At 58.0% G+C, this 24,434-nt stretch carries 19 protein-coding genes and 2 pseudogenes; 10 read left to right on the plus strand and 11 right to left on the minus strand.

The window, feature by feature from the left end:
• The gene (locus ACZZ0G_RS17620) at positions 1-3,069 is read left to right on the plus strand and encodes an efflux RND transporter permease subunit (protein WP_463556979.1); all 3,069 of its coding nucleotides are present in this window, start codon (positions 1-3) and stop codon (positions 3,067-3,069) included.
• An 874-nt stretch (positions 3,070-3,943) separates the two neighbouring features.
• Positions 3,944-4,164, plus strand: a pseudogene (locus ACZZ0G_RS17625) (DUF6124 family protein); the annotation flags it as partial.
• A gap of 60 nt (positions 4,165-4,224) precedes the next feature.
• Here ACZZ0G_RS17625 and ACZZ0G_RS17630 read toward each other — a convergent pair.
• From ACZZ0G_RS17630 to plsB, 3 genes are all read right to left on the minus strand, one after another.
• Entirely contained in the window at positions 4,225-4,914 is a 690-nt protein-coding gene (locus tag ACZZ0G_RS17630) for a DUF4197 domain-containing protein (protein WP_463556980.1), read from the minus strand.
• Between the two features lie 27 nt (positions 4,915-4,941).
• The gene (locus tag ACZZ0G_RS17635; RefSeq protein ID WP_016985112.1) at positions 4,942-5,340 is read right to left on the minus strand and encodes a YbaY family lipoprotein; all 399 of its coding nucleotides are present in this window, start codon (positions 5,338-5,340) and stop codon (positions 4,942-4,944) included.
• Between the two features lie 116 nt (positions 5,341-5,456).
• Positions 5,457-7,958, minus strand: coding sequence for a glycerol-3-phosphate 1-O-acyltransferase PlsB (gene plsB, locus ACZZ0G_RS17640; RefSeq protein ID WP_463556981.1), 2,502 nt, complete (start codon positions 7,956-7,958; stop codon positions 5,457-5,459).
• A 237-nt stretch (positions 7,959-8,195) separates the two neighbouring features.
• On the opposite strand from plsB, the gene ACZZ0G_RS17645 reads away from it, so the two are divergent.
• Positions 8,196-8,405, plus strand: coding sequence for a cold-shock protein (locus ACZZ0G_RS17645; protein ID WP_007908870.1), 210 nt, complete (start codon positions 8,196-8,198; stop codon positions 8,403-8,405).
• Between the two features lie 90 nt (positions 8,406-8,495).
• Here the strand turns inward: ACZZ0G_RS17645 and ACZZ0G_RS17650 are convergent, their stop codons facing one another.
• The 4 genes from ACZZ0G_RS17650 to ACZZ0G_RS17665 form a co-directional block, all read right to left on the minus strand.
• Positions 8,496-8,873: a hypothetical protein gene (locus ACZZ0G_RS17650; protein WP_258709317.1), complete on the minus strand. Its 378-nt coding sequence runs from the start codon at positions 8,871-8,873 to the stop codon at positions 8,496-8,498.
• A 75-nt stretch (positions 8,874-8,948) separates the two neighbouring features.
• Positions 8,949-9,758, minus strand: a complete 810-nt coding sequence (locus tag ACZZ0G_RS17655; protein WP_463556982.1) for a putative RNA methyltransferase — start codon at positions 9,756-9,758, stop codon at positions 8,949-8,951.
• Positions 9,758-10,909, minus strand: a complete 1,152-nt coding sequence (gene dapE / locus ACZZ0G_RS17660) for a succinyl-diaminopimelate desuccinylase (protein WP_463556983.1) — start codon at positions 10,907-10,909, stop codon at positions 9,758-9,760. Before dapE ends, ACZZ0G_RS17655 begins: the two co-directional genes overlap by 1 nt.
• Positions 10,910-11,123: 214 nt before the next feature.
• Complete coding sequence (locus tag ACZZ0G_RS17665; RefSeq protein ID WP_463556984.1) at positions 11,124-13,715, minus strand: glycosyltransferase; 2,592 nt, start codon at positions 13,713-13,715, stop codon at positions 11,124-11,126.
• A gap of 214 nt (positions 13,716-13,929) precedes the next feature.
• Here ACZZ0G_RS17665 and tcdA point away from each other — a divergent pair, with 214 nt between their 5' ends.
• Positions 13,930-14,748 (plus strand): tRNA cyclic N6-threonylcarbamoyladenosine(37) synthase TcdA, encoded by an 819-nt coding sequence (gene tcdA / locus ACZZ0G_RS17670; RefSeq protein ID WP_071174533.1) that lies wholly within the window; start codon positions 13,930-13,932, stop codon positions 14,746-14,748.
• 125 nt (positions 14,749-14,873) lie between these two features.
• Here tcdA and ACZZ0G_RS17675 read toward each other — a convergent pair whose 3' ends face one another.
• The 4 genes from ACZZ0G_RS17675 to ACZZ0G_RS17690 form a co-directional block, all read right to left on the minus strand.
• Positions 14,874-15,278: a SufE family protein gene (locus tag ACZZ0G_RS17675; RefSeq protein WP_463556985.1), complete on the minus strand. Its 405-nt coding sequence runs from the start codon at positions 15,276-15,278 to the stop codon at positions 14,874-14,876.
• Positions 15,275-16,480, minus strand: coding sequence for an aminotransferase class V-fold PLP-dependent enzyme (locus ACZZ0G_RS17680; RefSeq protein ID WP_463556986.1), 1,206 nt, complete (start codon positions 16,478-16,480; stop codon positions 15,275-15,277). The genes ACZZ0G_RS17675 and ACZZ0G_RS17680 overlap by 4 nt, the downstream gene beginning before the upstream one ends.
• Positions 16,481-16,587: 107 nt before the next feature.
• Positions 16,588-17,622 (minus strand): 2,3,4,5-tetrahydropyridine-2,6-dicarboxylate N-succinyltransferase, encoded by a 1,035-nt coding sequence (gene dapD / locus ACZZ0G_RS17685; protein ID WP_077571310.1) that lies wholly within the window; start codon positions 17,620-17,622, stop codon positions 16,588-16,590.
• 33 nt (positions 17,623-17,655) lie between these two features.
• Entirely contained in the window at positions 17,656-18,018 is a 363-nt protein-coding gene (locus tag ACZZ0G_RS17690; RefSeq protein WP_003222107.1) for an ArsC family reductase, read from the minus strand.
• A gap of 291 nt (positions 18,019-18,309) precedes the next feature.
• Between ACZZ0G_RS17690 and ACZZ0G_RS17695 the strand changes: the two are divergent.
• The 6 genes and pseudogenes from ACZZ0G_RS17695 to ACZZ0G_RS17720 all read left to right on the plus strand — a co-directional run.
• Positions 18,310-19,089, plus strand: a pseudogene (locus ACZZ0G_RS17695) (cation:proton antiporter domain-containing protein); the annotation flags it as partial.
• A 519-nt stretch (positions 19,090-19,608) separates the two neighbouring features.
• Positions 19,609-19,902 (plus strand): hypothetical protein, encoded by a 294-nt coding sequence (locus tag ACZZ0G_RS17700; protein ID WP_414916553.1) that lies wholly within the window; start codon positions 19,609-19,611, stop codon positions 19,900-19,902.
• Between the two features lie 54 nt (positions 19,903-19,956).
• Positions 19,957-21,027, plus strand: coding sequence for an ABC-three component system protein (locus tag ACZZ0G_RS17705; protein WP_463556987.1), 1,071 nt, complete (start codon positions 19,957-19,959; stop codon positions 21,025-21,027).
• On the plus strand, positions 21,028-21,468 hold the full coding sequence (locus ACZZ0G_RS17710) for an ABC-three component system middle component 2 (RefSeq protein ID WP_463556988.1): 441 nt from the start codon (positions 21,028-21,030) through the stop codon (positions 21,466-21,468).
• Positions 21,468-23,285, plus strand: coding sequence for an AAA family ATPase (locus tag ACZZ0G_RS17715; protein ID WP_463556989.1), 1,818 nt, complete (start codon positions 21,468-21,470; stop codon positions 23,283-23,285). Before ACZZ0G_RS17710 ends, ACZZ0G_RS17715 begins: the two co-directional genes overlap by 1 nt.
• 128 nt (positions 23,286-23,413) lie before the next feature.
• Positions 23,414-24,283: a hypothetical protein gene (locus tag ACZZ0G_RS17720; RefSeq protein WP_463556990.1), complete on the plus strand. Its 870-nt coding sequence runs from the start codon at positions 23,414-23,416 to the stop codon at positions 24,281-24,283.
• Positions 24,284-24,434 lie beyond the last annotated feature (151 nt).

A 24,434-nucleotide genomic window follows, 5' to 3' on the forward strand; every position in this document is an offset into this window, starting at 1 on the left:
ATGCGCTTCAACCTTTCCGAATGGGCGCTGCGTAATCGCCAGATCGTACTGTTCCTGATGCTTTTGCTGGCCATCGTTGGTGCCTTGTCCTACACCAAACTCGGCCAGAGTGAAGACCCGCCGTTCACGTTTAAAGCCATGGTGATCCAAACCCGCTGGCCGGGAGCGACCGCGCAGGAAGTCTCGCGCCAGGTTACCGAGCGCATCGAAAAGAAACTGATGGAAACCGGCGAGTACGAACGCATTGTGTCGTTCTCGCGCCCAGGCGAATCGCAGGTCACGTTCATTGCCCGCGACTCGATGCACTCCAAGGAAATTCCTGATCTCTGGTATCAGGTGCGCAAGAAAGTCGGTGATATTCGCCAGACCTTGCCGCCGGATATTCAAGGGCCGTTTTTCAACGATGAATTTGGCACCACGTTCGGCAATATTTATGCGCTGACCGGTGACGGTTTCGATTATGCGGTGCTCAAGGATTACGCCGATCGCATCCAGATCCAGCTGCAACGGGTCAAGGATGTCGGCAAGGTCGACTTGCTCGGTTTGCAGGACGAGAAAATCTGGGTCGAGCTGTCCAACGTCAAACTGGCGACCCTCGGCTTGCCGCTGGCGGCGGTGCAACAGGCGCTGCAAGAGCAGAACGCGGTGTCGACCGCCGGCTTCTTCGAAACCGGCAGCGAGCGTTTGCAGCTACGGGTCTCGGGGAATTTTCAGACGGTCGAGGAGATAAAGAACTTCCCGATCCGTGTCGGTGATCGCACGTTCCGCATCTCCGATGTCGCCGATGTGCGCCGTGGTTTCAACGATCCACCGGCACCGCGCATGCGCTTCATGGGCGAAGACGCGATTGGTTTGGCGGTGGCGATGAAGGATGGCGGCGACATTCTGGTGCTCGGCAAGGCGCTGGAGGGCGATTTCTCGCGCATCCAGAAAAACCTTCCGGCCGGCATGCAATTACGCAAGGTTTCCGATCAACCGGCGGCGGTGAAAACCGGGGTCGGCGAGTTCGTTCAGGTGCTGGTCGAGGCGCTGGCGATCGTGTTGCTGGTGAGCTTCTTCTCACTTGGCGTGCGCACTGGCATGGTCGTGGCACTGACCATTCCTCTGGTGCTGGCGATGACCTTCGCCTGCATGTATTACCTCGGCATCGGTCTGCACAAGATCTCTCTTGGCGCGTTGGTATTGGCGCTGGGCTTGCTGGTCGACGACGCGATCATCGCCGTGGAAATGATGGCGATCAAAATGGAGCAGGGCTTCGATCGCATCCGCGCGGCGAGCTACGCCTGGACCAGCACCGCGTTCCCGATGCTCACCGGGACATTGATTACCGCCGCAGGTTTTTTGCCGATTGCCACCGCGCAGTCCGGCACGGGCGAATACACCCGTTCGATCTTTCAGGTGGTCACGATTGCGTTGCTCGCTTCGTGGGTGGCGGCGGTGATGTTCGTGCCGTATCTGGGGGAAAAACTCCTGCCGGATCTGGCGAAAATTCATGCGGCCAAACATGGCACGGGCGATGGTCAGCCGGATCCTTACGGCACGCCGTTTTATCAGCGGGTCCGGCGTCTGGTCGAGTGGTGCGTGATGCATCGCAAGACCGTGATCGTGCTGACGGTCGGGTTGTTTATCGCTTCGGTGGTGTTGTTCCGCTTCGTCCCGCAGCAGTTCTTCCCGGCCTCCAATCGACTGGAGTTGATGGTTGATCTGAAACTGGCTGAAGGCGCGTCACTGGCCAATACCACTGGCGAGGTCAAACGGCTTGAAGCGCTGCTCAAGGATCACGCCGGCATCGACAATTACGTGGCCTACGTCGGCACCGGCTCGCCGCGTTTCTATTTGCCGCTGGATCAGCAATTGCCGGCGGCGAGCTTCGCGCAGTTTGTGGTATTGGCGAAAACCATCGAAGAGCGTGAGACGTTGCGTACCTGGCTGATCGAAACGCTCAACGAGCAATTCCCGATGATGCGTTCGCGGGTGACGCGATTGGAGAACGGTCCGCCGGTTGGCTATCCGGTACAGTTCCGCGTCACTGGTGAACACATCGAAGAAGTGCGTGCGTTGGCGCGCAAAGTGGCGGCCAAGGTTCGCGAAAATCCGCATGTGGTCAATGTGCATCTGGATTGGGAGGAGCCGAGCAAGGTTGTTTATCTGAACATCGATCAGGATCGTGCCCGGGCGCTGGGTGTGAGCACGGCGAATCTGGCGAAATTTCTGCAGAGTTCGTTGACCGGGTCGAGTGTCAGTCAGTATCGCGAAGACAATGAGTTGATCGAGATCCTGCTGCGCGGCACGGTGCATGAGCGTACCGAGTTGTCGTTGTTGCCGAGCCTGGCGGTGCCGACGGACAACGGTCGCAGTGTGGCGTTGTCGCAGATTGCCACGCTGGAATACGGTTTTGAGGAGGGGATTATCTGGCACCGCAATCGCCTGCCGAACGTGACCGTGCGTGCCGATATTTATGGCAAGGAGCAGCCGGCGACGCTGGTGAAGCAGATCATGCCGACGCTGGATTCGATTCGCGCCGAATTGCCCGATGGTTATCTGCTGGATGTCGGCGGCACGGTGGAGGATTCCGAGCGTGGGCAGAAGTCGGTGAATGCCGGGGTGCCGATGTTCATCGTCGTGGTGCTGACGTTGTTGATGGTGCAGTTGCGCAGTTTTTCGCGCACGGCGATGGTGTTTCTGACGGCGCCGCTGGGGTTGATCGGGGTGACGTTGTTCTTGATGGTGTTCCGCCAGCCGTTCGGGTTTGTGGCGATGCTGGGGACGATTGCGTTGTCCGGGATGATCATGCGCAATTCGGTGATTCTGGTGGATCAGATCGAGCAGGATATTGCTTCGGGGCTTAAGCCTTGGCAGGCGATTATCGAGGCGACGGTGCGGCGCTTTCGGCCGATTGTGTTGACGGCGTTGGCGGCGGTTTTGGCGATGATTCCGTTGTCGCGGAGTGTGTTTTTTGGGCCGATGGCGGTGGCGATCATGGGCGGGTTGATTGTGGCGACGGCGTTGACGTTGTTGTTTTTGCCGGCGTTGTATGCGGCTTGGTTCCGGGTGCGTAGGGACGCTTGATTGTTTTGTGACGTGGCGGCCTTCGGGCCGACCATGTTCTTGGGGGTTGGGTGAATATCCGTTTTTGTGGGTGCTGCCGCTGGCGGTTTCGCTTTTACAGCGAGTCCCTTTGGCAAACGCCCCAAAGGAACCAAAGGTCTGTGCCCTGACGTTCGGCCCGCTCGCTGGGGCTCGGGGTTCCTTCGCTCCGGGATCGATCCGGGGGGGCATCGCCTACGGTTTGCTTCGCTGCACCTTCTCTCGATGTGTTCGACTTCGTCGAACGGTCGCTGCGCTCCCACCCCCGGATCAATCCCTCCACTCAGCCTGCCGACGGGCCTTCAGATCAAGATCAAAAGCCGCAGCCGAGCTAACGCTCATCCTGTTGAGTGGTGAAAAGCAGAAGCGATCTGCTCTTGCTCTTCTGTAGGAGTGAGCCTGCTCGCGATGACGGCCCGCCAGCTGTCCAATTTCTCTCTGCATGGACTCCTTCCAACCTGTGGGAGCCAGCCTGCTGGCGATGACGATCGGACAGGCAAAATTGTTTAACCGTGTTGCGAAAATACGGAACCTTCCCACAAGGTTTTCAGGTTGTCCGTCGGAAGCGCAATCTCTAGGCTAGGTCTGTCGCTGCAAAAATCAGCGACCGGGTTTCGCAGCCCGGTTAAACTTCAGACGCACAGCGTCCACCATCCGAAAGCGGGCGCTTTTTTATGCCTGTGTCATGGCGGTTGTGCGCGGGATACCTTCGGGTATGCCGGGTGCCTGAAGTCCCGGTCTGCGAACCTGCGTACAGCTGCCACCTAACTTTCGTTTCGCAGCGAACGGTGGCGGCTCCACTACTTCAGGAGATTTCGCCATGTTCAAACCCACACCCAATCCCCCCAAACCCGTCAGCCATCCCAGCACAATCTTTACCGTCCTTCCCGAAGTCGATTCCGAAACATTACTCGCTCACGCCTGTGAAACCCTGGCTTCCGCCAACATCATGGCCATCGAACTGGCTTTCACCCTGAATGGCCGACGTGTAGTCAGCTTCTGGGTATTCAGCAGATGATTTCCCTCGCTGAGCTGTCAGTGAATCGCGTCCTCGATCAAGTCGATCCGCAAAACTGACGCCCACAAAAAAGCCCGCTGAACCGGTAAAGGTCAGCGGGCTTTTTTTCGTTCAGCACATTACAACGTGCCGAACACCTTCTTCGCCAGACTGGTCGCCGCAGCGGCCGGGTTCTGACGGATGGTTTCTTCCTGTTTGCCGATCATCTCGAACAGGCCATTGAGCGCTTGCTCGGTCACGTAGTTTTCAACGTTGGCGCTCTTCGCATCGACAACGCCAAACGCAGCAGCCTGGCCCGCGAACGAGTTGTACTTCTGCGCTACGCCAACCTTGTCGGTCGCCTGTTTGACGATCGGCAGGAACTTGGCGCGGATCTGTTCGCGGCTGGATTTGTCGAGGTATTGCGTGGCCGAGTCATTGCCGCCGCTGAGGATGCCTTTGGCGTCTGCCACGCTCATTTTCTTCACCGCGTCGACGAGGATTGGCTGGGCCTGGGTCACGGCGCTTTCCGCCGCTTTGTTCATGGCGGTTTCCAGTTCTTCGACCTGGGCGCCCATGCCGAAGGCTTTCATTTTGCTCGCGGCTTTGCCGAGTTTGCCCGGCAGCTCGATCTTCACGTCGGGGTTGTTGCTGAAACCGCCGGGTGTACCCAGTTGCTTGACGGCGATTTGTGCGCCTTGGGTCAGGGCATCCTTGAGGCCGCCGGTGGCGTCTTTTTGCGACAGGTCGCTGAGCGACAGGGCCATGGCGCTGGCGGAGATCATCAGGCCCGCGCACAGGCCGGCGAAGCGAAGGGTAGGGCGGAACATGGCGGTTTCCTTGTTGCAGAAAATAAATTAACGAACGGCGTCGACGCGGATTTTCAGCGGCTGCGGGTCGTTGCCGTCGAGTTGCACGGCGTGGTTTTCGGTGGTGATGAACATCAGTTCGCCGTTGACTTCAATGCGCGCGCTGACCGAGTAGCGATGGCCGGGTTTGACTTGGGCCGGATCGTAGCTCAAGTGGAAGGGCAGCGGCACCTGGCCTTTGACCGGGCCTTTCTGCTCGTCCAATACGACGGCAGGCGCATCGGCTAGCGAGACGTCTTGCAGGCTGACGCTGAGGGTGGCGCTCGGTGGCAGGGCGATGCGCTGCAGATAGAACACTTCACCGTCGAGGCCGACCTTGCCGGCAGGGGTGGTCGATTGGCAGGCGCTCAGCAGCGTGGCGGCGGCGAGCAGGGTGAGTTTTTTCATCGGAAGTTCTCCTTTCAATGTGGGAGCAAGCCTGCTCGCGAAGACGGTATTTCAGTCACTGAGATGTCGACTGACACTCCGTCTTCGCGAGCAGGCTCGCTCCCACAGGGTTTGCATCAGGTCTCGGGCTGTGTGACGACCTGATCTGCAGCATCTTCACTGCGATGCAACGCGACCTGGCGGATCGACAAGCGAATCTCCGCCGGCAACACGCGTTTGGCCGCACCTTCGGCGAGTTCGCCGAGCAGTTCGTGATAGCTGAGTTTGCCGGCCTCGTCGCGACGCAGCACGTCGAGGTCGAGCATCGTCTGGATAAAGTGACGGAACAGGCTCTTGTCGAAGAACTCCGGGGCGTTGAGGCCATGCAGGATCGACAGGCGCTGGGCCATGACCGTGCACAGGTCTTCCAGTTCTTCGGCGCTGATGCTGTTCTGTCCGCTGTTGAGCAGCAAGGACACGGTCATGTAGAAGCGCTGCAGAGTCTGCGCGATGCTCTTCGACAGCAAGGTCAGCAGCACGAAATGCCGCGAACTTGGCGCCGGACGCAGATAGACGTCTTTCTCGAAACGCAGCAGGCCTTGCTCGACGAACGCCTCCAGCCATTGATCGACCACACCGTCGAGTTCATCCAGCGACCAGCGAATGAACAGCTCCGACTGCAAGTACGGATACAGCGCGCGGGTGTAGCGCAGAATCTGTTCGCGACTCATGCGCGAGGCGCTCTGGAAGAAGCTCGCCAGCAGCGCAGGCAGGGCGAAGATGTGCAGCACGTTGTTGCGGTAGTAGGTCATCAGGACGGCGTTTTGCTCGTCCAGATAGAGAATCTTGCCCAGCGCGTCGTTCTGCTCGGCGAGCAGATCCATGTCCTTCACATGCTCGATCAGCGCACGGCCATCGCCTTCCGGCAGCGTTGTGTGCGGCGAGTACGGAACCTTGCGCAGCAGCGCCAGGTACAGATCGAGCACCCGTGCCATGGCGCGATCATCCAGCGCCAGACGTGTGGTCGACAGCAGCGCCAGCGCCACCAGGTTGACCGGGTTGATTGCCGCCGCTTCGTTCAGATGCTGCGCGACTTTCTCGCCGAGGCGGTTGGTGGTTTCGTTGAGCCACGCCGGTTTGTACTGCGGGCCCAGTTCCTGCTGGCGCCAGTCCGGTTGCTCGGCGTCGAGGAATTCCGCGAGTTTGATCGGCTCACCGAAGTTGACGGCGACCTGACCGAAACGTTGCTTGAGCGCGCCGATGACTTTGAAGATGTCGAAGATCGACTCTTTCTTCTTGCTCGCCCCGCGCAGCTCGCCAAGGTAGGTACGACCCTCCAGTACGCGCTCGTAACCGATGTACACCGGCACAAACACGATCGGCATCCGCGACGAACGCAGGAAACTGCGCAGGGTGATCGCGAGCATCCCGGTTTTCGGTTGCAGCATGCGCCCGGTGCGCGAGCGCCCACCCTCGACGAAGTACTCGACCGGGAAACCTTTGGTGAACAGGGTGTGCAGGTATTCGTTGAACACCGAGGTGTACAGCGGATTGCCCTTGAACGTGCGACGCATGAAGAACGCGCCGCCGCGACGCAGCAGGCTGCCGATCACCGGCATGTTCAGGTTGATCCCGGCAGCGATGTGCGGCGGGGTCAGGCCGTTGCGGAACAGTAAATACGAGAGCAGCAGGTAGTCGATGTGACTGCGGTGGCACGGCACGTAAATCACTTCGTGACCCTGAGCGACTTTCTGCACGCCTTCGATGTGGTTGACCTTGATGCCGTCGTAGATCTTGTTCCAGAACCAGCTCAGCACCACTTCAAGGAAGCGGATCGCCGTGTAGGTGTAGTCCGAGGCGATTTCGTTGCCGTAGCGCAGGGCCTGGGCCTTGGCTTTTTCCGCGGAGATGTTTTCGCGCTCGGCTTCGTCGAGGATCGCTTGCTTGACCAGTGGCTGGTTGAGCAAGCCTTTGACCAGGTTTCGGCGGTGGGAAATGTCCGGGCCGATCACCGCGGCTTTCAGGTTGCGGAAGTGCACGCGCAGAATGCGCTGGGCCATGCGCACGGTGCGTTCGTGGCCCTTGTTGTGCTCGATCAGCTCGCGCAGGTGAATCGGTGCGGAGAACTGCACGCGGGTTTTGCGCCCGAGCACAATGATGCTCAGCAGCCGACGCAGACGCCCGGTCACGGCCCAACTGTCGGCGAAGAGCAATTTCCACGGACTGTTTTCGCTGTCCGGCGACTGACCCCAGAACACGCTGACCGGAATGATCTGCGCGTCTTCGGCGGCGTTCTGGGTGAGGGCGCTGACCAGACGCGTCAGGGTCGGCGGCGCGCCACGTTTGTCCTGACGACCGAGCCAGTCCGGATCCGGCGTCAGGTAGAAAAACGCCGCCGGCTCGATCAGCGAACCCACCGACACTGGCAGCACCGGGCGCGGCAGGCCGGCCTTGGTGCACTCGGTGTCGACCACGGCCAGATCGGTCAGCGAAGGGTTTTGCAGGACGTAGAACACCGGACGACTGCGGTCGAGGTTGAGGGTGAACGACGACTGGTTGATCGTCTCCGAGCGAACCCAGAGGTACAACAGTCGGCGCAGGGTGCCAAACACAAGACGGCGGAACGGGGAACGGGTCATACGGCTTCTGCATGAGTTGATAAACCGAGCGGTTGCTCGGGAGGGCGACAGTTTGCCGTATTCACCGAAAATCGGCAAAAAAGCGGCGAAGTAATCTCCTGTTGAGACTTTTCGCGCCTGTCATATACTCGGCGGTCTGTCGCCGGGGCCCTTTTATGGACGTCGGACGCAGGCTGACGTTCCGCAAAGGCTTTCCTGCGAAAAGCCTGTCCAATAATAAAAAAGGAGTATGAACAGATGGCAACACGTGAAACCGGCAACGTGAAGTGGTTCAACGACGCCAAAGGCTACGGCTTTATCCAGCGCGAAGACGGGGTGGACGTGTTCGTGCACTACCGCGCGATTCGCGGCGAAGGGCATCGGTCGCTGACTGAAGGCCAGCAGGTTGAATACGCGGTGATCACCGGCGAGAAGGGTTTGCAGGCTGAGGATGTTGTAGGCTTGTAACAGCAGCTTCAAGTTTCAAGCTGCAAGCCACAAGCTATAAGCAGTTTCGCTTGAGGCTTGCAGCTTGCAGCTCATAACTTGCAGCTGCTTTTAAGCCGTTTTCCAGGTGATTTCTTCTTCACCGTCTTCGCTGATGCGCATCCAGCGATCTGCCGTCTCTTCACCTTCTTCCTCGACCCACGTCCCCGGCGCGCAACGCACTTCGACGTTCAGCGCAGCGAACGCAGCGCGGGCGCAGGCGATGTCGTCGTCCCATGGCGTCTGGTCGCTTTCCAGGTACAGGCTGTTCCACTTGCCCACGGCTTTCGGCAGCCAGGTCACCGGCACGTTGCCCGCCTTGCACTTGTAGGTCTGGCCTTTCTGTACCCAGTCGCTGCACGGGCCAAGGGCTTCGCCGAGCCAGGCGGAAATGGCCTTGTGGTCGACGTCGGCGTCTTTCAGGTAAATCTCGATATCCGGTTGGCGCATGGATGTCCTCACTGCGGTTCTGAAAAATCCATTCGCGGATTTAGCCGGCCCCGGGCGTTTGCCCGAGACCAAAAGTTATTGAAGAACGAAATAATCGTAGCGCATCGACACGGTGGTCACGAACGGCTCGGCCTGTTCGATCACCGCCGCACGACGCTCGGCACTGGCGCGCCAGCCGTGGGGTGTCATCGCCAACAGGTTGGCGCGATCCTCGGGCTTGTCCAGGGTCAGTTTGAATTCCAGGGTTTCACTGTGCGCCAGCGCCATGCCTTCCGGCACCAGGGCCAGATGCTTGTCGTCGGTGTACTCGCGCACTTCGTCGTACAGGCGTTCGCGCAGTTCCATCAGATGGCCGCTGGTCGGGCCGACTTTCATCAGACCGCCGCCGACGCTGAGCAATCGCTTGGCTTCTTCCCAATCCAGCGGGCTGAAAACGCTGGCGAGAAACTGGCAACTGCCCGATGCCAACGGCACACGGGCCATGCTGGCGATCAACCAGCTAATCGCCGGATTGCGTTTGCAGGCGCGTTTGACCGCCTCGCGAGAGATGTCCAGCGCGTAGCCATCGGCGTTCGGCAAGGCCTCGGCGATTTGTGCGGTGTAATAACCCTCGCCACAACCGATGTCGACCCAGCGATCCGGCGCGTAACTCGCCGCCAGCTCGGCCAGACGCTTGGCCACCGGCGCGTAATGGCCGGCGTTCAAGAAGTCACGACGCGCTTCGACCATGGCCTGATTGTCGCCAGGATCGCGGCTGTTCTTGTGCTGCACCGGCAGCAGGTTCAGGTAACCCTGCCGCGCACGGTCGAAGCGGTGGCCGGCGGGGCAGACCACACCGTTATCCACCGCATTCAGCGGTTCATTGCAGATGGGGCAAGCGAGCATCAGGCGAGCAACTTGATCAGGGTCTGGTAGTAGATCTCGGTCAGCACATCAAGATCGGCGGCCAGCACGCGCTCGTTGACCTGATGGATGGTCGCGTTGACCGGGCCCAGTTCAACCACTTGCGTGCCCATGGTCGCGATGAAACGGCCATCGGAAGTCCCGCCGCTGGTCGACGCTTTGGTCTCGCGGCCGGTGATGTCCTTGATGCTCGCCGACACCGCGTCGAGCAGCGCGCCCGGTTCGGTAAGGAACGGCAGGCCGGACAGCGCCCAGTCGATGTGCCAGTCCAGATCGTGCTTGTCGAGAATGTCGGCCACGCGTTTCTGCAGGCCCTCAACGGTCGATTCGGTGGAGAAACGGAAGTTGAACACCGCCACCAGATCACCCGGAATCACGTTGGTCGCGCCGGTGCCGGAGTTGACGTTGGAAATCTGGAAACTGGTCGGCGGGAAGAAGTCGTTACCGTGATCCCAATGCTCGGCGGCCAGTTCGGCCAGCGCCGGCGCGGCGAGGTGGATCGGATTCTTCGCCAGATGCGGATAGGCGACGTGACCCTGGATGCCTTTGACGGTGAGCTTGGCGCCCAGCGAGCCACGACGGCCGTTTTTCACCACGTCGCCCACCAGAGTGGTGCTCGACGGTTCGCCGACGATGCACCAGTCCAGACGCTCGTTGCGCGCGGCCAAACGCTCGACCACTGCTTTGGTGCCGTGGTGCGCCGGGCCTTCTTCGTCGCTGGTGATCAGAAACGCGACTTTACCCTTGTGGTTCGGATAATCGGCGACGAAACGCTCGGCGGCCACGGTCATCGACGCCAGGCTGCCTTTCATGTCCGCCGCGCCACGGCCACAGAGCATGCCGTGCTCATCGATCAGCGCGTTGAACGGGTCGATCTGCCACGCGGTGACCGGGCCGGTCGGCACCACGTCGGTGTGACCGGCGAAACACAGCACCGGGCCGTCGTTGTTGCCGTGGATCGCCCAGAAGTTATCCACATCTTCGATGCGCATCGGCTCGAGAGTGAAACCGGCATCGCCCAGGCGCTGCATCATCTGCTTCTGGCAATCGGCGTCGACCGGCGTCACGGACGGACGGCGAATCAGGTCGATGGCGAGTTGGAGGGTCGGCGAAAGGTCGGCGTGGGCCGTCATGGAAAACTCCGAAGATCATGAATGTGGGCACGGACTAACTGTGGGAGCGAGCCTGCTCGCGAATGCGGTGTATCAGTCAACATAATCGGTGAATGTGACAAAGCCTTCGCGAGCAGGCTCGCTCCCACGGGGATTAGGAAGAGCCCCGCAAAATGGCGGTTATCTTAAAGCAAAACGGCGGCCATTGGCCGCCGTTTAGTGCATCGATGAGGATTTAGACGACCGGCGCCGGTTCCGGTGCAGCCGCCGGTTTCGGCAGTGACGACAGGAACGCCATGATCAACGCCGCCAGATACGGCAGCGACTGCACCAGCAACATCACCACCCAGAAGCGCATGTCGTTGCTCGGCATGCCGTTGACCAGGAAGATTCCCAGCGCCGCGCCCCACAACAGCAGCATGATGAACAACTCTTCCCGCGCCTCGGAAATCGCCACCCAGAAGCCATGGTTGTCGGCGTTTTTCGGTGTACGGAAGAACGGAATGCTGCTGGTGAAGAAGCCGTACAGCACCGCTTTGGCGATGGTGTGCGACAACGCCAGTCCGGCCAGTGCCGCGCAGAAGGCATCTTTCAGGTTCACGCCAACGGCGCGGCGGTAGAGGAAGATGATCTTGCCGACCTTGAACACAAACAGCGCCAATGGCGGGATCGCGAAGATCAGCAGCGGCGGATCGACCCGCTGCGGCACGATGATCATCGCCGCCGACCACAACAGCGCGCCGACGGTGAAGAAGATGTTCATGCCGTCCGCGACCCACGGCAACCAGCCCGCGAGGAAGTGGTAACGCTGGCCACGTGTCAGCTCGGTGTCCTTGCCGCGCAGCAGGCTGCGGGTGTGGCGCTTGATGATCTGGATAGCGCCATAGGCCCAACGGAAACGCTGCTTCTTGAAGTCGATGAACGTATCCGGCATCAGACCCTTGCCGTAACTGTCGTGGTAATACGCCGCCGACAGGCCTTTTTCGAACACGCGCAGACCGAGTTCGGCGTCTTCACAGATGCACCAGTCGGCCCAACCCAACTCTTCCAGTACCGAGCGACGGGTCATGGTCATGGTGCCGTGCTGGATAATCGCGTCACGGTCGTTACGGGTGACCATGCCAATGTGGAAGAAGCCTTTGTATTCGGCGTAGCAGAGCTTCTTGAAGGTGCTTTCGTTCTGGTCGCGATAATCCTGCGGCGACTGCACCACAGCGATTTTCGGGTCGGCGAAGTGCGGCACCATGTGCTTGAGCCAGTTCGGGTGCACGCAGTAATCGGAGTCGATCACGGCGATCACTTCGGCGTCCTTGGCGGTGTGCGGAATCAAATAATTCAGCGCGCCGCCCTTGAAACCGGCCAGGGGCGAGACGTGGAAGAACTTGAAGCGTGGGCCGAGGGTGTCGCAGTAGTCGCGCACCGGCTCCCAGACCGCCGGGTCCTTGGTGTTGTTGTCGATGATCAGGACTTCGTAGTCCGGATAATCCAGCGCTGCGAGGGCGTCGAGGGTCTGTTTGACCATCTCCGGCGGCTCGTTGTAGCAAGGCACGTGGATTGAGACTTTCGGGCGATAGCTGGAGTCGCCCTCGACCGGCAGGAACTCGCGCCGACGCTTGTGAATCCACACCGCTTCGGCCAGCTCATGCGCCTCCGTCAGCAAGACGATAAACACCCCGAGCGCACCGAGCGCCAAGAGGAAGCCGACTGTCAGGCTGAACCACGTGCTGTATTGCAGGCTGTAGTCGTAACCGATCCACACCAGCACTGAACCGCAAAGAAACGCGATAAAGGTCAGGAAGATCCGCCCACGCTGACGCAGGGCCGAGCCGTCGATCATCAGCAGGGTCAGCGACAACAGCGCCAGCACCACCGAACCGATCGCCAGCACGCGCCATTGCGGAATGGCGACCACCGGGCCTTCAAAGTTGAATTTCTGCTGCCGCGCGGCGTTGAACACGCCCCAGTAAGCGCCGACCGAACCTTCGTCGCTGGCCTTCCACGGCTGGTCAAACGCTTCGATCACGAAGTAGTTGAAGCCTTGGCGGTTGAGCTTGTTGACCAGCGTACGCAGGTAAATCGCTTGATCCGCCGGCGACGCATCGGCGCCACCGCGCATGCGACCGTTGCTCGGCCAGCCAACCTCGGAGAGCAGCAGCGGTTTCTTCGGGAACAGTTTTTTCAGGTCGCGGGCGCGGTCGAACACGAACTGGCCAGCCTTGTCGACCGGGATGAATTCCCAGTACGGCAGAACGTGCGCGGCGATCAGATCAACGTGCTTGGCCAGCTCCGGGTGTTCTTCCCAAACGTGCCATTGCTCGGAGGTGGTCACCGGCACTTTCACCGCCGCGCGCACGCGATCAAGCAGCACGCTCAGCTCTTGCGCGGTGATTTCCTTACGGAAGATCGCTTCGTTACCGACCACCACGCGCACCACGCTGCGCGAGGTATTGGCCAGTTCGATCGCGCGCTGGATTTCCCGTTCGTTGCGTTCCTGGTCCGGGCTGATCCAGATCCCCAGTGTCACGCGCAGGCCGAATTCTTCAGCCAGTTTCGGGATGTCTTGCAGCGAACCGTCGACCGAGTAGATGCGGATGTTGTCCGTCAGCTTGCTCATGATCTCCAGATCGCGGCGCATTTCGTCGTCAGACGGATATTGATCCTTCTGCGGGTATTGTCCCTGCTGGAACGGCGAATAGGAGAAACCGGAGATCTGCTCCGGCCAGTTCGGCGCGGAAACCGGGCGATTGATCAGCGCCCAGAAACCAGTGAACAGGGCGGCGATTGCCAGAACCACCACCAGGTTGAGACCAAATTTACGCGATGACATAGCTATTTCGGGTTCCAAAGGCTGTGGAACGAAGGATCGGTCGGCTAGACGCCCGAGGGGCGCGCATCCTACACCGGCAGTTCGCAAGTCGTACATCAGACAGGGAAATGCCCGACATTGGGCAGCCGACTTTGACTTAAGTTCTTACACTTGTAGCTGCAGGCTTAGAACTTGTCGCTGCGTAGCCCTATAATGCGCGCCGGTTTTTGGGGTAATGGTCATGAGTACAGAAGATCCGCGGTTTGCAGGCATCGCCCGTTTGTATGGCATTGAAGGCCTGGAGCGCCTGCGCGCGGCCCATGTGGCGATCGTCGGCGTCGGTGGCGTCGGTTCCTGGGCGGCGGAAGCCATGGCCCGCTGTGGCGTCGGCGAGATTTCGCTGTTCGACCTCGACGACGTCTGCGTCAGCAACGCCAACCGCCAGTTGCACGCACTGGACAGCACCGTTGGCAAGCCCAAGGTCGAAGTGATGGCCGAGCGCCTGCGCGGGATCAACCCGGATTGCACCGTGCATGCCGTGGCGGATTTCGTCACTCGCGACACCATGGCCGAATACATCACGCCGAACATCGATTGCGTGATCGACTGCATCGACGCGGTCAACGCCAAGGCTGCACTGATCGCCTGGTGCAAGCGGCGCAAGATCCAGATCATCACCACTGGCGGTGCTGGCGGGCAGATTGATCCGACGCTGATTCAGGTGTGCGATCTCAATCGCACGTTCAACGACCCGTTGGCCTCGAAAGTGCGCTCGACGTTGCGTCGTGATTACGGCTTCTCACGTACTGTGACCCGCCATTACAGCGTGCCGTGCGTGTTTTCCACGGAGCAACTGCGCTATCCGAAACCGGATGGCAGCATTTGTTTGCAGAAGAGTTTTGTTGGTGATGGCGTGAAGCTGGACTGCGCCGGCGGGTTTGGCGCGGTGATGATGGTCACGGCAACGTTCGGCATGGTCGCGGCGACCAAGGCTGTGGACAAGATTGTCGCGGGTGTGCGGCGCCCGTCAGACCGAGTCAAACCTCAGGCTTGATGCTGGGGCTTTGATCGTTCCCACGCTCCGCGTGGTAATGCAGCCCGGGACGCTCCGCGTCCCATCCAGAGCCGAACGCGGAGCGTCCGTTGAGGCATTCCCACGCAGAGCGTGGGAACGATCAGTCAGCGAGCCAACTCATTCATCCGCTGGAGCACGGCATTGAGGCCATTGCTGCGCGAGGGCGATAGCTGGCGCGAAAGGCCGAGCTGATTAAACCAGTCAGGCAAATCAACCTGCTGCAACTCAGCCGCCGACAAGCCGTTAACCCGCAACAGCAACAACGCCACCAACCCGCGAATCATCCGCGCATCGCTGCTCGCGCTGAATTGCCAGTGACCGTCGCGCAATGCCCCAACCAGCCACACCTGACTCTCACAGCCATGCACCCGGTTGGCCTCGCACTTGTCCGCATCGCTGAGCGGCGGCAAACGATCACCAAACTGCATCAACAACCGCGCCCGCTGTTCCCAGCCCGCTGCATCCTGAAAAGTCTGCAGCGCCTCGGCGGCCTCGACCGGTAAGCTCATCGCAACAACTCCAGCGCCTGATCCAGCGCTTCAAAGAAACGCTCCAGATCTTCCGAGTCGTTGTACAGCGCCAGTGACACACGAATCGCCCCGGCCAGTTCGAAGCTTTTCAGCAACGGCATCGCGCAGTGATGTCCGGCCCGCACAGCGATGCCTTGCTCCGTCAGCAAATGCGCCAAATCAGCGTTATGCACACCTTCAACGACAAAACTGGCCAGCGCCAGTTGCGGCTTGCCGAGCAGACGAATGCCATTACGCGCCGCGAGTCCACGCAGCAAATAATCATGTAGCGCCGCTTCGTGGGCCGACACCGCTTCCTGATCGAGCCCGGCCAGATAATCAAGTGTCGCGCCAAGGCCGATGACACTGGCAATCGGCGGCGTACCCGCTTCGAAACCCAGCGGAGCAGGGCGGAAGCGCGAATCGTGATAGTTGGCTTCCAGCACCATTTCGCCGCCGAACTGCCAAGGCTTCAACTGCTCAAGCGCAGCATTGCGCCCGAACAGCACGCCGAGCCCATCAGGCCCATAGAGCTTGTGGCTGGAAAATACATAAAAGTCGCAACCCAGCGCCTGCACGTCATGCCGACCGTGGACCACGCCTTGGGCGCCATCGACCACAGTCAGCGCGTTCTGCGCCTTGGCCATGCCCAGTAGCGCTGGCAATGGCTGCCAGGCGCCGAGCACGTTGGACAATTGACTCACCGCCAGCAACCGCGTGCGCGGGCCGATCAAATGCACAGCAGCCGCGAGGTCGATCAAACCGTCGGCATCCAGCGGCAGGATCACCAGTTTCAGGTTGCGACGTTGCGCCAGTTGCTGCCATGGCAGCAGGTTGGCGTGATGCTCCAGGGCGCTGATGACAATTTCATCGCCCGGTTGAAATAGATGTTCCAGGCCATAAGCCAGGAGATTCAGCGCACTGGTGGCGCCGTGGGTGAAGATGATCTGCCCGCTGTCACCGGCATTCAGCCACTGGGCAACCTTGAGCCGACTGTCCTCGAACGCCTGCGTCGCGTGAGCGCCCGGCAGGTGTTGCGCTCGATGCACATTGGCCGCGCCGTTGGCGTAGTAATGCGTCAGTGCGTCGAGCAGGGCTTGGGGTTTTTGCGTGGTGGCGGCGTTGTCCAGATAGGTCTGGTCTTGCCGTTGCAGAGCGGCGATGGCCGGGAAGTCGGCACGCCAGGGGGAGGGAATCATCATGTGGTATACGCCTGACCCTGTGGGAGTGAGCCTGCTCGCGAAGGCGTCCTTGAAGACGCTAAAAGCTTCGCGAGCAGGCTCGCTCCCACAGGTTATCAATGTGCTGCTTAGTTGTGAGCGTGCAGCGCTTCGTTCAGTTCGATCGCCGATTTGTGGGTTTTGCATTCCACAGCGCCGGTTTCCGAATTGCGACGGAACAGCAGGTCAGTCTGACCGGCCAATTCACGCGCTTTCACAACCTTGACCAGATTGTTGTTTTCGTCGAGCAGCGCCACCTTGGTGCCGGCGGTCACGTACAGGCCCGACTCCACAGTGTTGCGGTCGCCCAACGGAATACCGATACCGGCGTTGGCGCCGATCAGGCAGCCTTCGCCAACCTTGATCACGATGTTGCCGCCGCCCGACAGGGTGCCCATGGTCGAGCAACCGCCGCCCAGGTCCGAACCCTTACCGACGAATACGCCAGCGGAAACGCGGCCTTCGATCATGCCCGGGCCTTCGGTGCCGGCGTTGAAGTTGATGAAACCTTCGTGCATCACGGTGGTGCCTTCACCGACGTAAGCGCCCAGACGCAGACGCGCGGCGTCAGCGATACGCACGCCGGCCGGAACCACGTAGTCGGTCATTTTCGGGAACTTGTCCACCGAGAACACTTCCAGCAGCTCGCCACGCAGACGGGCTTCCAGTTGCATTTCCGCCAGTTCGCTCAGGTCAACAGCGCCCTGGCTGGTCCACGCGACGTTTGGCAGCAGCGGGAAGATCCCGGCCAGGCTCACGCCGTGCGGCTTGACCAGACGGTGCGACAGCAGGTGCAGTTTCAGATACGCCTCAGGCGTCGAGGTCAGCTGTGCATCTTCAGCCAGCAGGGTGGCGACCAGCGGCTTGTGGCTTTCAGCCAGACGGGTCAGCAGCTTGCCTTGAACGGCATCGATACCTTTCACAGCTTCAGCCAGTTGTGCGGCCTGGGCGGTGGTGAAGGTGATGGCCTGGTTGCCTTCGGTGTAACCGAGGATCGGCGCAACGGCAGCGACCAGCTCGGCCGAAGGGTTGAGCAGTGGCTGTGCGTAGAACACTTCCAGCCACGCGCCTTGACGGTTCTGAGTGCCGACACCAAAGGCGATGCTGAACAGGGAATTGGACATGTAAATACACCTCTACAAAGAGTGACGGGCTGCTTACTTCAGAGCGGCCGCGTAGATATCTGGCTTGAAGCCAATCAGGGTTCGGTCACCGAGATCGAGCACCGGGCGCTTGATCATCGAGGGTTGAGCGAGCATCAGTTCGATGGCTTTCGACTGGTCGAGATCGGCTTTGCGTTCGTCGTCGAGTTTGCGAAAGGTCGTGCCTGCGCGGTTCAACACCGTTTGCCAGCCGTGTTCGTCACACCATTGGGTCAGGTGCTCACGGTCGATGCCGGCGGTTTTGTAATCGTGAAAGTCGTAGCTGACAGCGTGCTCATCAAGCCAGGTGCGCGCCTTTTTCATGGTGTCGCAGGCTTTGATGCCGAAAAGGTGCAACGTTTTACTTGAAACGGTCAAGGAATTGCCCCCTTTACAGGTGCTGGAGAAAAATGGTGTCGGATTATGCCATGACCAAACGGTTTCGTCGGCCACGGTTGTCGTAACGCTGCAAAACCTGTGGGAGCGCGCCTGCTCGCGAAGGGGCCGCTTCAGTCAATTGAGTGTTGAATGATCCACCGCATTCGCGAGCAGGCTCGCTCCCACAAGGGGACTGCGTTGCGGGCGTGCGACATAGGTGCAACGGTCAGACACAGCCTAAGCGGCTAATATGGCAGTTCAACGCTGTCGATTGTCTGAGATTTCCGCTTTATGCAAACTGCTTACACCGTCCTGATCCTGCTGATGTTGGTCAGCGTCTCGCGTCTGGTCGGGCGGGTCATTCCGCTGCCGCTGCCACTGGTCCAGATTGCCGCCGGCGCCTTGCTCGCCTGGCCGACGCTGGGTTTGCACGTGGCCCTCGATCCCGAGTTGTTCCTGTTTCTGTTCCTGCCACCCTTATTGTTTTCCGATGGCTGGCGCATGCCCAAGCGCGAGTTCTGGCACCTGCGCGGGCCGATCCTGACACTGGCGGTCGGGCTGGTGCTGTTCACCGTGGTCGGCGCTGGCTACTTCATTCATTGGTTATTGCCGTCAATTCCGTTGCCGGTGGCCTTCGCCCTGGCGGCTGTGTTGTCGCCGACGGACGCTGTGGCGGTGTCGGCCATTTCGCAAAACCGTTTGCCGACCCCGCTGATGCATATCTTGCAGGGCGAGGCGCTGATGAACGATGCCTCCGGTCTGGTGACCTTCAAGTTCGCCCTGGTGGCGGCCATCACGGGCGTGTTCTCGCTGACCAGCGCCAGCCTCACCTTCGTTGTGGTGGCGCTTGGTGGGTTGGCGGTCGGCGTGGCATTGAGCTGGCTGGTCGGGCGTTTGCGGGCGTGGATGATCGCCCGCGGCTGGGATGACCCGGCCACCCACGTGGTGTTCATGTTACTGCTGCCGTTCGCCGCTTATGTGCTGGCGGAACGTCTTGGTGTCTCGGGCATTCTTTCGGCCGTGGCGGCGGGGATGATGCAGACGCGTGTTATGCCCCCCCAAAAAGCTACTAGTCACCAACGAGTGAGTGAGTGAGTGCGTTGGTTCAGCAAGCGCGGCGAATAGTTGGAGATACTTTTAGATTCAGACTCTCATTGAAATGGTCACATCCTCACGAGCTTTCATGCCCCACCAGCACAGCCTCCTGCCGCCGTTACCAATGCCCTAAACGCTCGCAGCCCCACACCCCTCCGTCCAGCCATAGCCGTTCACTGGCTCTCTATTAGCCCTATGTGCCTCGCCGGGTTCCCCCACACGGCGCAATGGCGATAGTATTGTGCCATTACCCAGGGCACCCGGATGCCCAACAACCCTTACGTATTAGGCGAGGAGGGTGGGAGGAGCACGGCATGGATCAGCTATGGCACAGATACGCACACAGAAGACCACCACATCCCGTAGCGGTTATTTGGGAGGCTTCGTCGTGCCCGCGATTTGACAAGTAATCGCTTAAAAATAAGATTGCCCGGCAGTCCAAAATTCCAGACGAATCCCCATACGAACAACATTTCAGAACCAAGGTACTCAGGTATGAGTGAGCAGGAACAAGAACAGAAGCAGGAATACGCTTTTCACCCAGCTGATCTAATCGAGTATGCGATGGATAAACCCATTGGCGCAGCTCGTGCGGCGTTGAGGGTGGGGCTAGAAGACGCTGACGTTGACCATGACATCATCATTGCCGAACTGATGGGGAACATGGAGTTAAATCAGCGGTTCCTGAAGAAGCTCACGGGTGCTTTGCGGAAGAATCAAAATAAGATCATTGGTGAGATGCCAGATCGTATCCAGACTCTTCAGGTGGAGCGCGACCTCGGAATATGATGTGCTCTAATTTTACTTTAGTAAGCAATAAACCTTGTCGCCGAGGTGTAGCAAATGTCTTTGGTTGAAAATGCCATAGTGCTACCTCCAGCCCCTGAATTTGAACTCACGGCATTGGACGTAGAAAAAGGTGAACCAGTTCATCCCCTGGATCGCCTTCAAATCATGTCTGCGGATACTTGGGAAGTCTTTACGCTGGAATTCGTTTCCTACCTAGGTAAAGGCTACGATTCAGTCACCCGCTGTGCTGGTGCGGGTGACAAGGGGCGCGATGTCATCGCCCGGCACTCTAGGGGATGGGACAATTACCAATGCAAACACTACAAAGATAAGCTGAGCGTTGCAAGTGTAGTGGCAGAGCTGGGTAAGCTGGTCTATTACACTTGGAAAGAAGACTACACCCTTCCGCACGAGTATCGATTCGTGTCGCCGAAAGGCTGTAGTTCCGATTGCATTGATATGCTGGGCAAGAAGTCTCGCATAAAGGCTGAAATCATCAAGCGCTGGGATAAGGTCTGTAAGGACAAGATCACGAAGACAGAATCCATCCCTCTTGAGGGAGCTCTGTTAGACTATCTAAATACCCTCGACTTTTCTTTCGTTGATGAGATGTCGTCACAGGAATTAATCGAGAAGCATGCACTCACACCCTATCACACATCACGATTTGGGGTTTATCATCTAAAGCGACCGCAGGTTCGTAATCCCGAGCTTGGTGCTGTTGGTGATAATGAGAAAGTCTACATTGATGCACTCTTGGACGCGTTCTCTGATGCCGATGGGGCAGAGTATTCATTTGATAGTGTAATGGACAGTGAATACAAAGACGATCTTGAGCGAGCAAGGATCAACTTCTTCAGTGCGGAATCACTGGAGATGTTTTCGCGTGATGCGTTTCCTACAGGGTGCTATGAAAGCCTCAAAGGCGAGTGCCACGAAGGTGTTCACAGTGTAGTGCGTAAAAAGTTCGATGATGGGTATCAACGGTTTCTTGAAGTTAGCACTCACTGCGTAAAGATTCCATACGATGCCCATCCACTTCGTCATTTCTTGCAGACCTCGGATCGAAAGGGGCTATGCCACCAGTTGGTGAATGACATGAAGTTTAAATGGATCAAGAAATAGATGATGAATTCAAAGGACTTGTACAACAGCCCTGTCGAGATTGGGGCACGCATCGTTCTGTTGCTAGCAGGTTTGTCTCGGGAGCTTGACCTGGATGAGCTGATCTTTCTTGACTATGCGGCTATTTATAGTAGTGATTTTCAAGGTGAGCCAAGTCTGCACCCTATCCTATTGAACCGACTTTCCGAGCTGGTTCGTAGACGGGAAATATTCCCAGGTGCGATCAGGCTGTTTATCGCTAAGGGATTGATTACTTCACGGGTCGACGAGCAGGGCGTTCGATATTTAATTACCGACGCGGGCAGGGCATTTGCCATCAAGTTGACCACTGAGTATCACGCAGATTTCAAGCGGCATGTTGTGTGGGTTGAGGGGAATATTGACTACCTCGCAGCTCAGCGTCGCACTATATATAAATATAAAGTTGACAGGGTGGTCTGATGTATATTGAAAGTGTGGTTGTGAGCGGCCCTGAGCGTAGAGACGCGTCCGTATATTTTACGAAGGGTGCTAATGTTGTTCAGGGTGGCTCTAATACGGGTAAATCCTACATTGTTCAATGCATCAAATTTGCCCTGGGTTCTAATACTCCCCCAAAGTCAATTGATGAATCCCAAGGCTATACCACGGTCAACGTTAAATTTGTAAATGAAGACCAGTCTTCCTTTACGATAGAGAGGGAGCTTTTTGCAAGTTCAAAGCCTACTTTTCACGACGAGGAGGGCAAGGTTCAAGTTTTGGGTGTGAAACATAACCCTACGAAAATGAACTCTATTTCGAACCAGATTTTGGATAGATTGGGGCTCAATGGGAAGCTGTTGCTGAAGGGTACAACTTCATTAAATAACGCTTCCTTCTCCCTTCGCGATTTCGAAAAAGTCTTTTTGATGGATGAGACGCGAATCGTGGCTGATTACTCTCCTTTGGGCACTGGCCAAAATGATGAGGCCACCAAAGAAAAATCCATTCTTAAGCTGTTGCTTACCGGGAAAGACGACGCCGGGGTCAAACAGGCTAAGAAAGAGCTGGCGTCAAAGGGTGCACTGCGCCATCGAGTTGCTGCTGTCGAGGACATCATCAGGCAATTCTATCCAGATGTTGACGCCACCGAGGCCCTAGAGCTCCAGAAGCTCAATTCGTTTACCGCCCAGGTCGCGCTCCGATTGGAGGTAGCTGAAACTGAGCTGGAAGGTGCGTTCCATTCGAGTGAAGACCTCTTCAGCCAAAAAGCCAATCAGCTCTCTGAGCTGGAGATTGTTGAAGGCAAGCTCGCAGAAGACAAGGCACTCCTTGGCCGATTTGACATGCTTGGTCAGAAATACGAATCAGACCGCCAGCGTCTTCAGGGCATTGAGCAGGCGGCAGTTTTGCTTGAAGGTTCAGACGCGGTGCTATGTCCAACCTGCGGCAATCATTTTGACTCCGAATCATGCACAACGGACGTTGATGACATTAAAAAAGGTGTTTCCTTCGAGCTGGATCGAATTTCGAAGAACATCCACGAGCTCGCGGAAGCCCAAGGATCCCTGACTGCAGCGATCGAACGTAACGCCTCCAACGCAGAGGCCACCAAGACATCCATCGCCGCACTGGAGAAGCTGATCACGTCTGAGATTCAAGATTCGGTACAGGCAGTGAGTGACCTTAGAGAACTCGCCTCTTCCCTCAAGCATGACCGGTCGGCACTAGAACGGCGTGTGGTTGATAAGGCTAGGCTGACGGGCGAGCTGAAACGACTCGGAGTTCTCCTGCTTGAAGAGCAAAACGCATATACGCCTGAAGGCTTTGAGGAAACAGCCCAACCGCTGGTGGAAGAGATCGAAGCGATTCTGAAGCGCTGGAGCTTCCCGAACTACTGCCCGGTATCTTTCGATTTCGCAAGACGAGACATCACTATTGGCGGGAGCGCGAGGGGCAATTTCGGCAAGGGGTATCGAGCCATCGCTTCAGCTGCGTTCGCGCTAGGGCTGATGAATTTGCTGAAGCGTTCCGGGCGTCACCCTGGTTTTGTGGTGCTCGATTCGCCGCTGACCACGTACAAGGAAGGGGATCCGGAACCTGGGGAAGAGGATAAAGAAGTAGCGGAGGACATGATATATGCGTTCTATCAGGATGTTGCAGATCACTTCAAAGGCTCTCAAGTTATTATTTTTGAGAACAAGGAACCTGATACGGCCCTCATCCCTCAATTGAACTACGAGCACTTTACGAAGAGCAGAGGGAATGGCCGGTATGGCTTCTTTCCGCTAAAAGACTGATGTGGTGGTGTAGTGTGGTCACTCAGCCTCGAAATATGAAGTCCTAAGTGGACAGCCTTAGGATTCATGCGATTTCAAATATTTTGCCAGGCTTAAAAAGTCATGGGTTTCTTGAAAGGAGTAGGTAGATGACTAATGCTGTTGTCTGGTATGACCATGGTTCTTTATCTGTCTGGGCGGCAGCCGATTCGCTGCTGACCGCTATATCGAAGAATTCCGATCACACCTCAATCAGTAGGGTCACGGATCAGGCAATGAAAGTATTGCGATTGAGAGTGGGCGCCTGGGGTGTCACTGAGTACACTGTTGCGGCTGGGCCTATGATTAGCTACGACGTCGGTATGGTGTACGCTGGAGCGGTAACACCCGCGCTCATGACGTACTCCGCAGCGTCAATGATGCTGGATAATTTGCATCCGCAGACAAAAGACAATACACAAATAAGGACTCCAGACCTTCGCGCTGTTGCAGATCTTATACGACATCTATCTGAACGTTATACTAAAGACGCAAGCGTTGGGTATGCAGCGGGCAGAGCACCATTCTGCGAGTTTGTCATTTTTGGTATTGCCCCAGACGATATGCTCAACTCTCGTCCACTTGAGTGTTACTGGATACACCCGGAGTTCAATGGGAATGGGGAGTTTTCTCAAGTCGCTCAATCTATCGATCTTTTAAAGGGGGAGGTCGCTGTAATAGGTGATGATGCAGATAACCTCCGCGCAGAGATAAAGTCCCTACAGGACACCCCCAAAATTGAGGAGAAAGGTAGAGAACCTCGTTTAGCGCTAGAAACTCGTATGCGGGCTAGAAAGCACGATACTGTTGGCGGCACATTGCAGTTCGGAGTCATGAGTTCGAGAAGTTGCCGCTTAGAGCTCTTCGGCGCGATGCATGACCAATACGGTGATCCTGTGCAGAACTGGCTAGGATTTGATTTTCAAGAAGAGATAAATTCGATTCTGGGTATGCCAGTGAAAATTCCATCCTTGGATTAACGCGCGCTGATTGCCTTCATGCTACCGCGTATAACTCGTATATGCGTGGAGGGTCATTGAGGGTGCTAGCGCTCCGTAGTCCAGTCCCCCTTCCGGTGTCTGAGCCAGGGCCAAACAGCGCTGCCGCACGGCGGATTTCTTGTCTCGGGAG

Source organism: Pseudomonas sp. AC169, assembly GCF_979258515.1.

What these genes read in the sequence shown, in the direction of transcription:
- ACZZ0G_RS17620 (WP_463556979.1), top strand. Translation starts at nt 1, where the DNA reads ATGCGCTTCAACCTTTCCGAATGGGCGCTGCGTAATCGCCAGATCGTA.
- ACZZ0G_RS17630 (WP_463556980.1), bottom strand. Translation starts at nt 4,914, where the DNA reads ATGTTCCGCCCTACCCTTCGCTTCGCCGGCCTGTGCGCGGGCCTGATG.
- ACZZ0G_RS17635 (WP_016985112.1), bottom strand. Translation starts at nt 5,340, where the DNA reads ATGAAAAAACTCACCCTGCTCGCCGCCGCCACGCTGCTGAGCGCCTGC.
- plsB (WP_463556981.1), bottom strand. Translation starts at nt 7,958, where the DNA reads ATGACCCGTTCCCCGTTCCGCCGTCTTGTGTTTGGCACCCTGCGCCGA.
- ACZZ0G_RS17645 (WP_007908870.1), top strand. Translation starts at nt 8,196, where the DNA reads ATGGCAACACGTGAAACCGGCAACGTGAAGTGGTTCAACGACGCCAAA.
- ACZZ0G_RS17650 (WP_258709317.1), bottom strand. Translation starts at nt 8,873, where the DNA reads ATGCGCCAACCGGATATCGAGATTTACCTGAAAGACGCCGACGTCGAC.
- ACZZ0G_RS17655 (WP_463556982.1), bottom strand. Translation starts at nt 9,758, where the DNA reads ATGCTCGCTTGCCCCATCTGCAATGAACCGCTGAATGCGGTGGATAAC.
- dapE (WP_463556983.1), bottom strand. Translation starts at nt 10,909, where the DNA reads ATGACGGCCCACGCCGACCTTTCGCCGACCCTCCAACTCGCCATCGAC.
- ACZZ0G_RS17665 (WP_463556984.1), bottom strand. Translation starts at nt 13,715, where the DNA reads ATGTCATCGCGTAAATTTGGTCTCAACCTGGTGGTGGTTCTGGCAATC.
- tcdA (WP_071174533.1), top strand. Translation starts at nt 13,930, where the DNA reads ATGGTCATGAGTACAGAAGATCCGCGGTTTGCAGGCATCGCCCGTTTG.
- ACZZ0G_RS17675 (WP_463556985.1), bottom strand. Translation starts at nt 15,278, where the DNA reads ATGAGCTTACCGGTCGAGGCCGCCGAGGCGCTGCAGACTTTTCAGGAT.
- ACZZ0G_RS17680 (WP_463556986.1), bottom strand. Translation starts at nt 16,480, where the DNA reads ATGATGATTCCCTCCCCCTGGCGTGCCGACTTCCCGGCCATCGCCGCT.
- dapD (WP_077571310.1), bottom strand. Translation starts at nt 17,622, where the DNA reads ATGTCCAATTCCCTGTTCAGCATCGCCTTTGGTGTCGGCACTCAGAAC.
- ACZZ0G_RS17700 (WP_414916553.1), top strand. Translation starts at nt 19,609, where the DNA reads ATGAGTGAGCAGGAACAAGAACAGAAGCAGGAATACGCTTTTCACCCA.
- ACZZ0G_RS17705 (WP_463556987.1), top strand. Translation starts at nt 19,957, where the DNA reads ATGTCTTTGGTTGAAAATGCCATAGTGCTACCTCCAGCCCCTGAATTT.
- ACZZ0G_RS17710 (WP_463556988.1), top strand. Translation starts at nt 21,028, where the DNA reads ATGATGAATTCAAAGGACTTGTACAACAGCCCTGTCGAGATTGGGGCA.
- ACZZ0G_RS17715 (WP_463556989.1), top strand. Translation starts at nt 21,468, where the DNA reads ATGTATATTGAAAGTGTGGTTGTGAGCGGCCCTGAGCGTAGAGACGCG.
- ACZZ0G_RS17720 (WP_463556990.1), top strand. Translation starts at nt 23,414, where the DNA reads ATGACTAATGCTGTTGTCTGGTATGACCATGGTTCTTTATCTGTCTGG.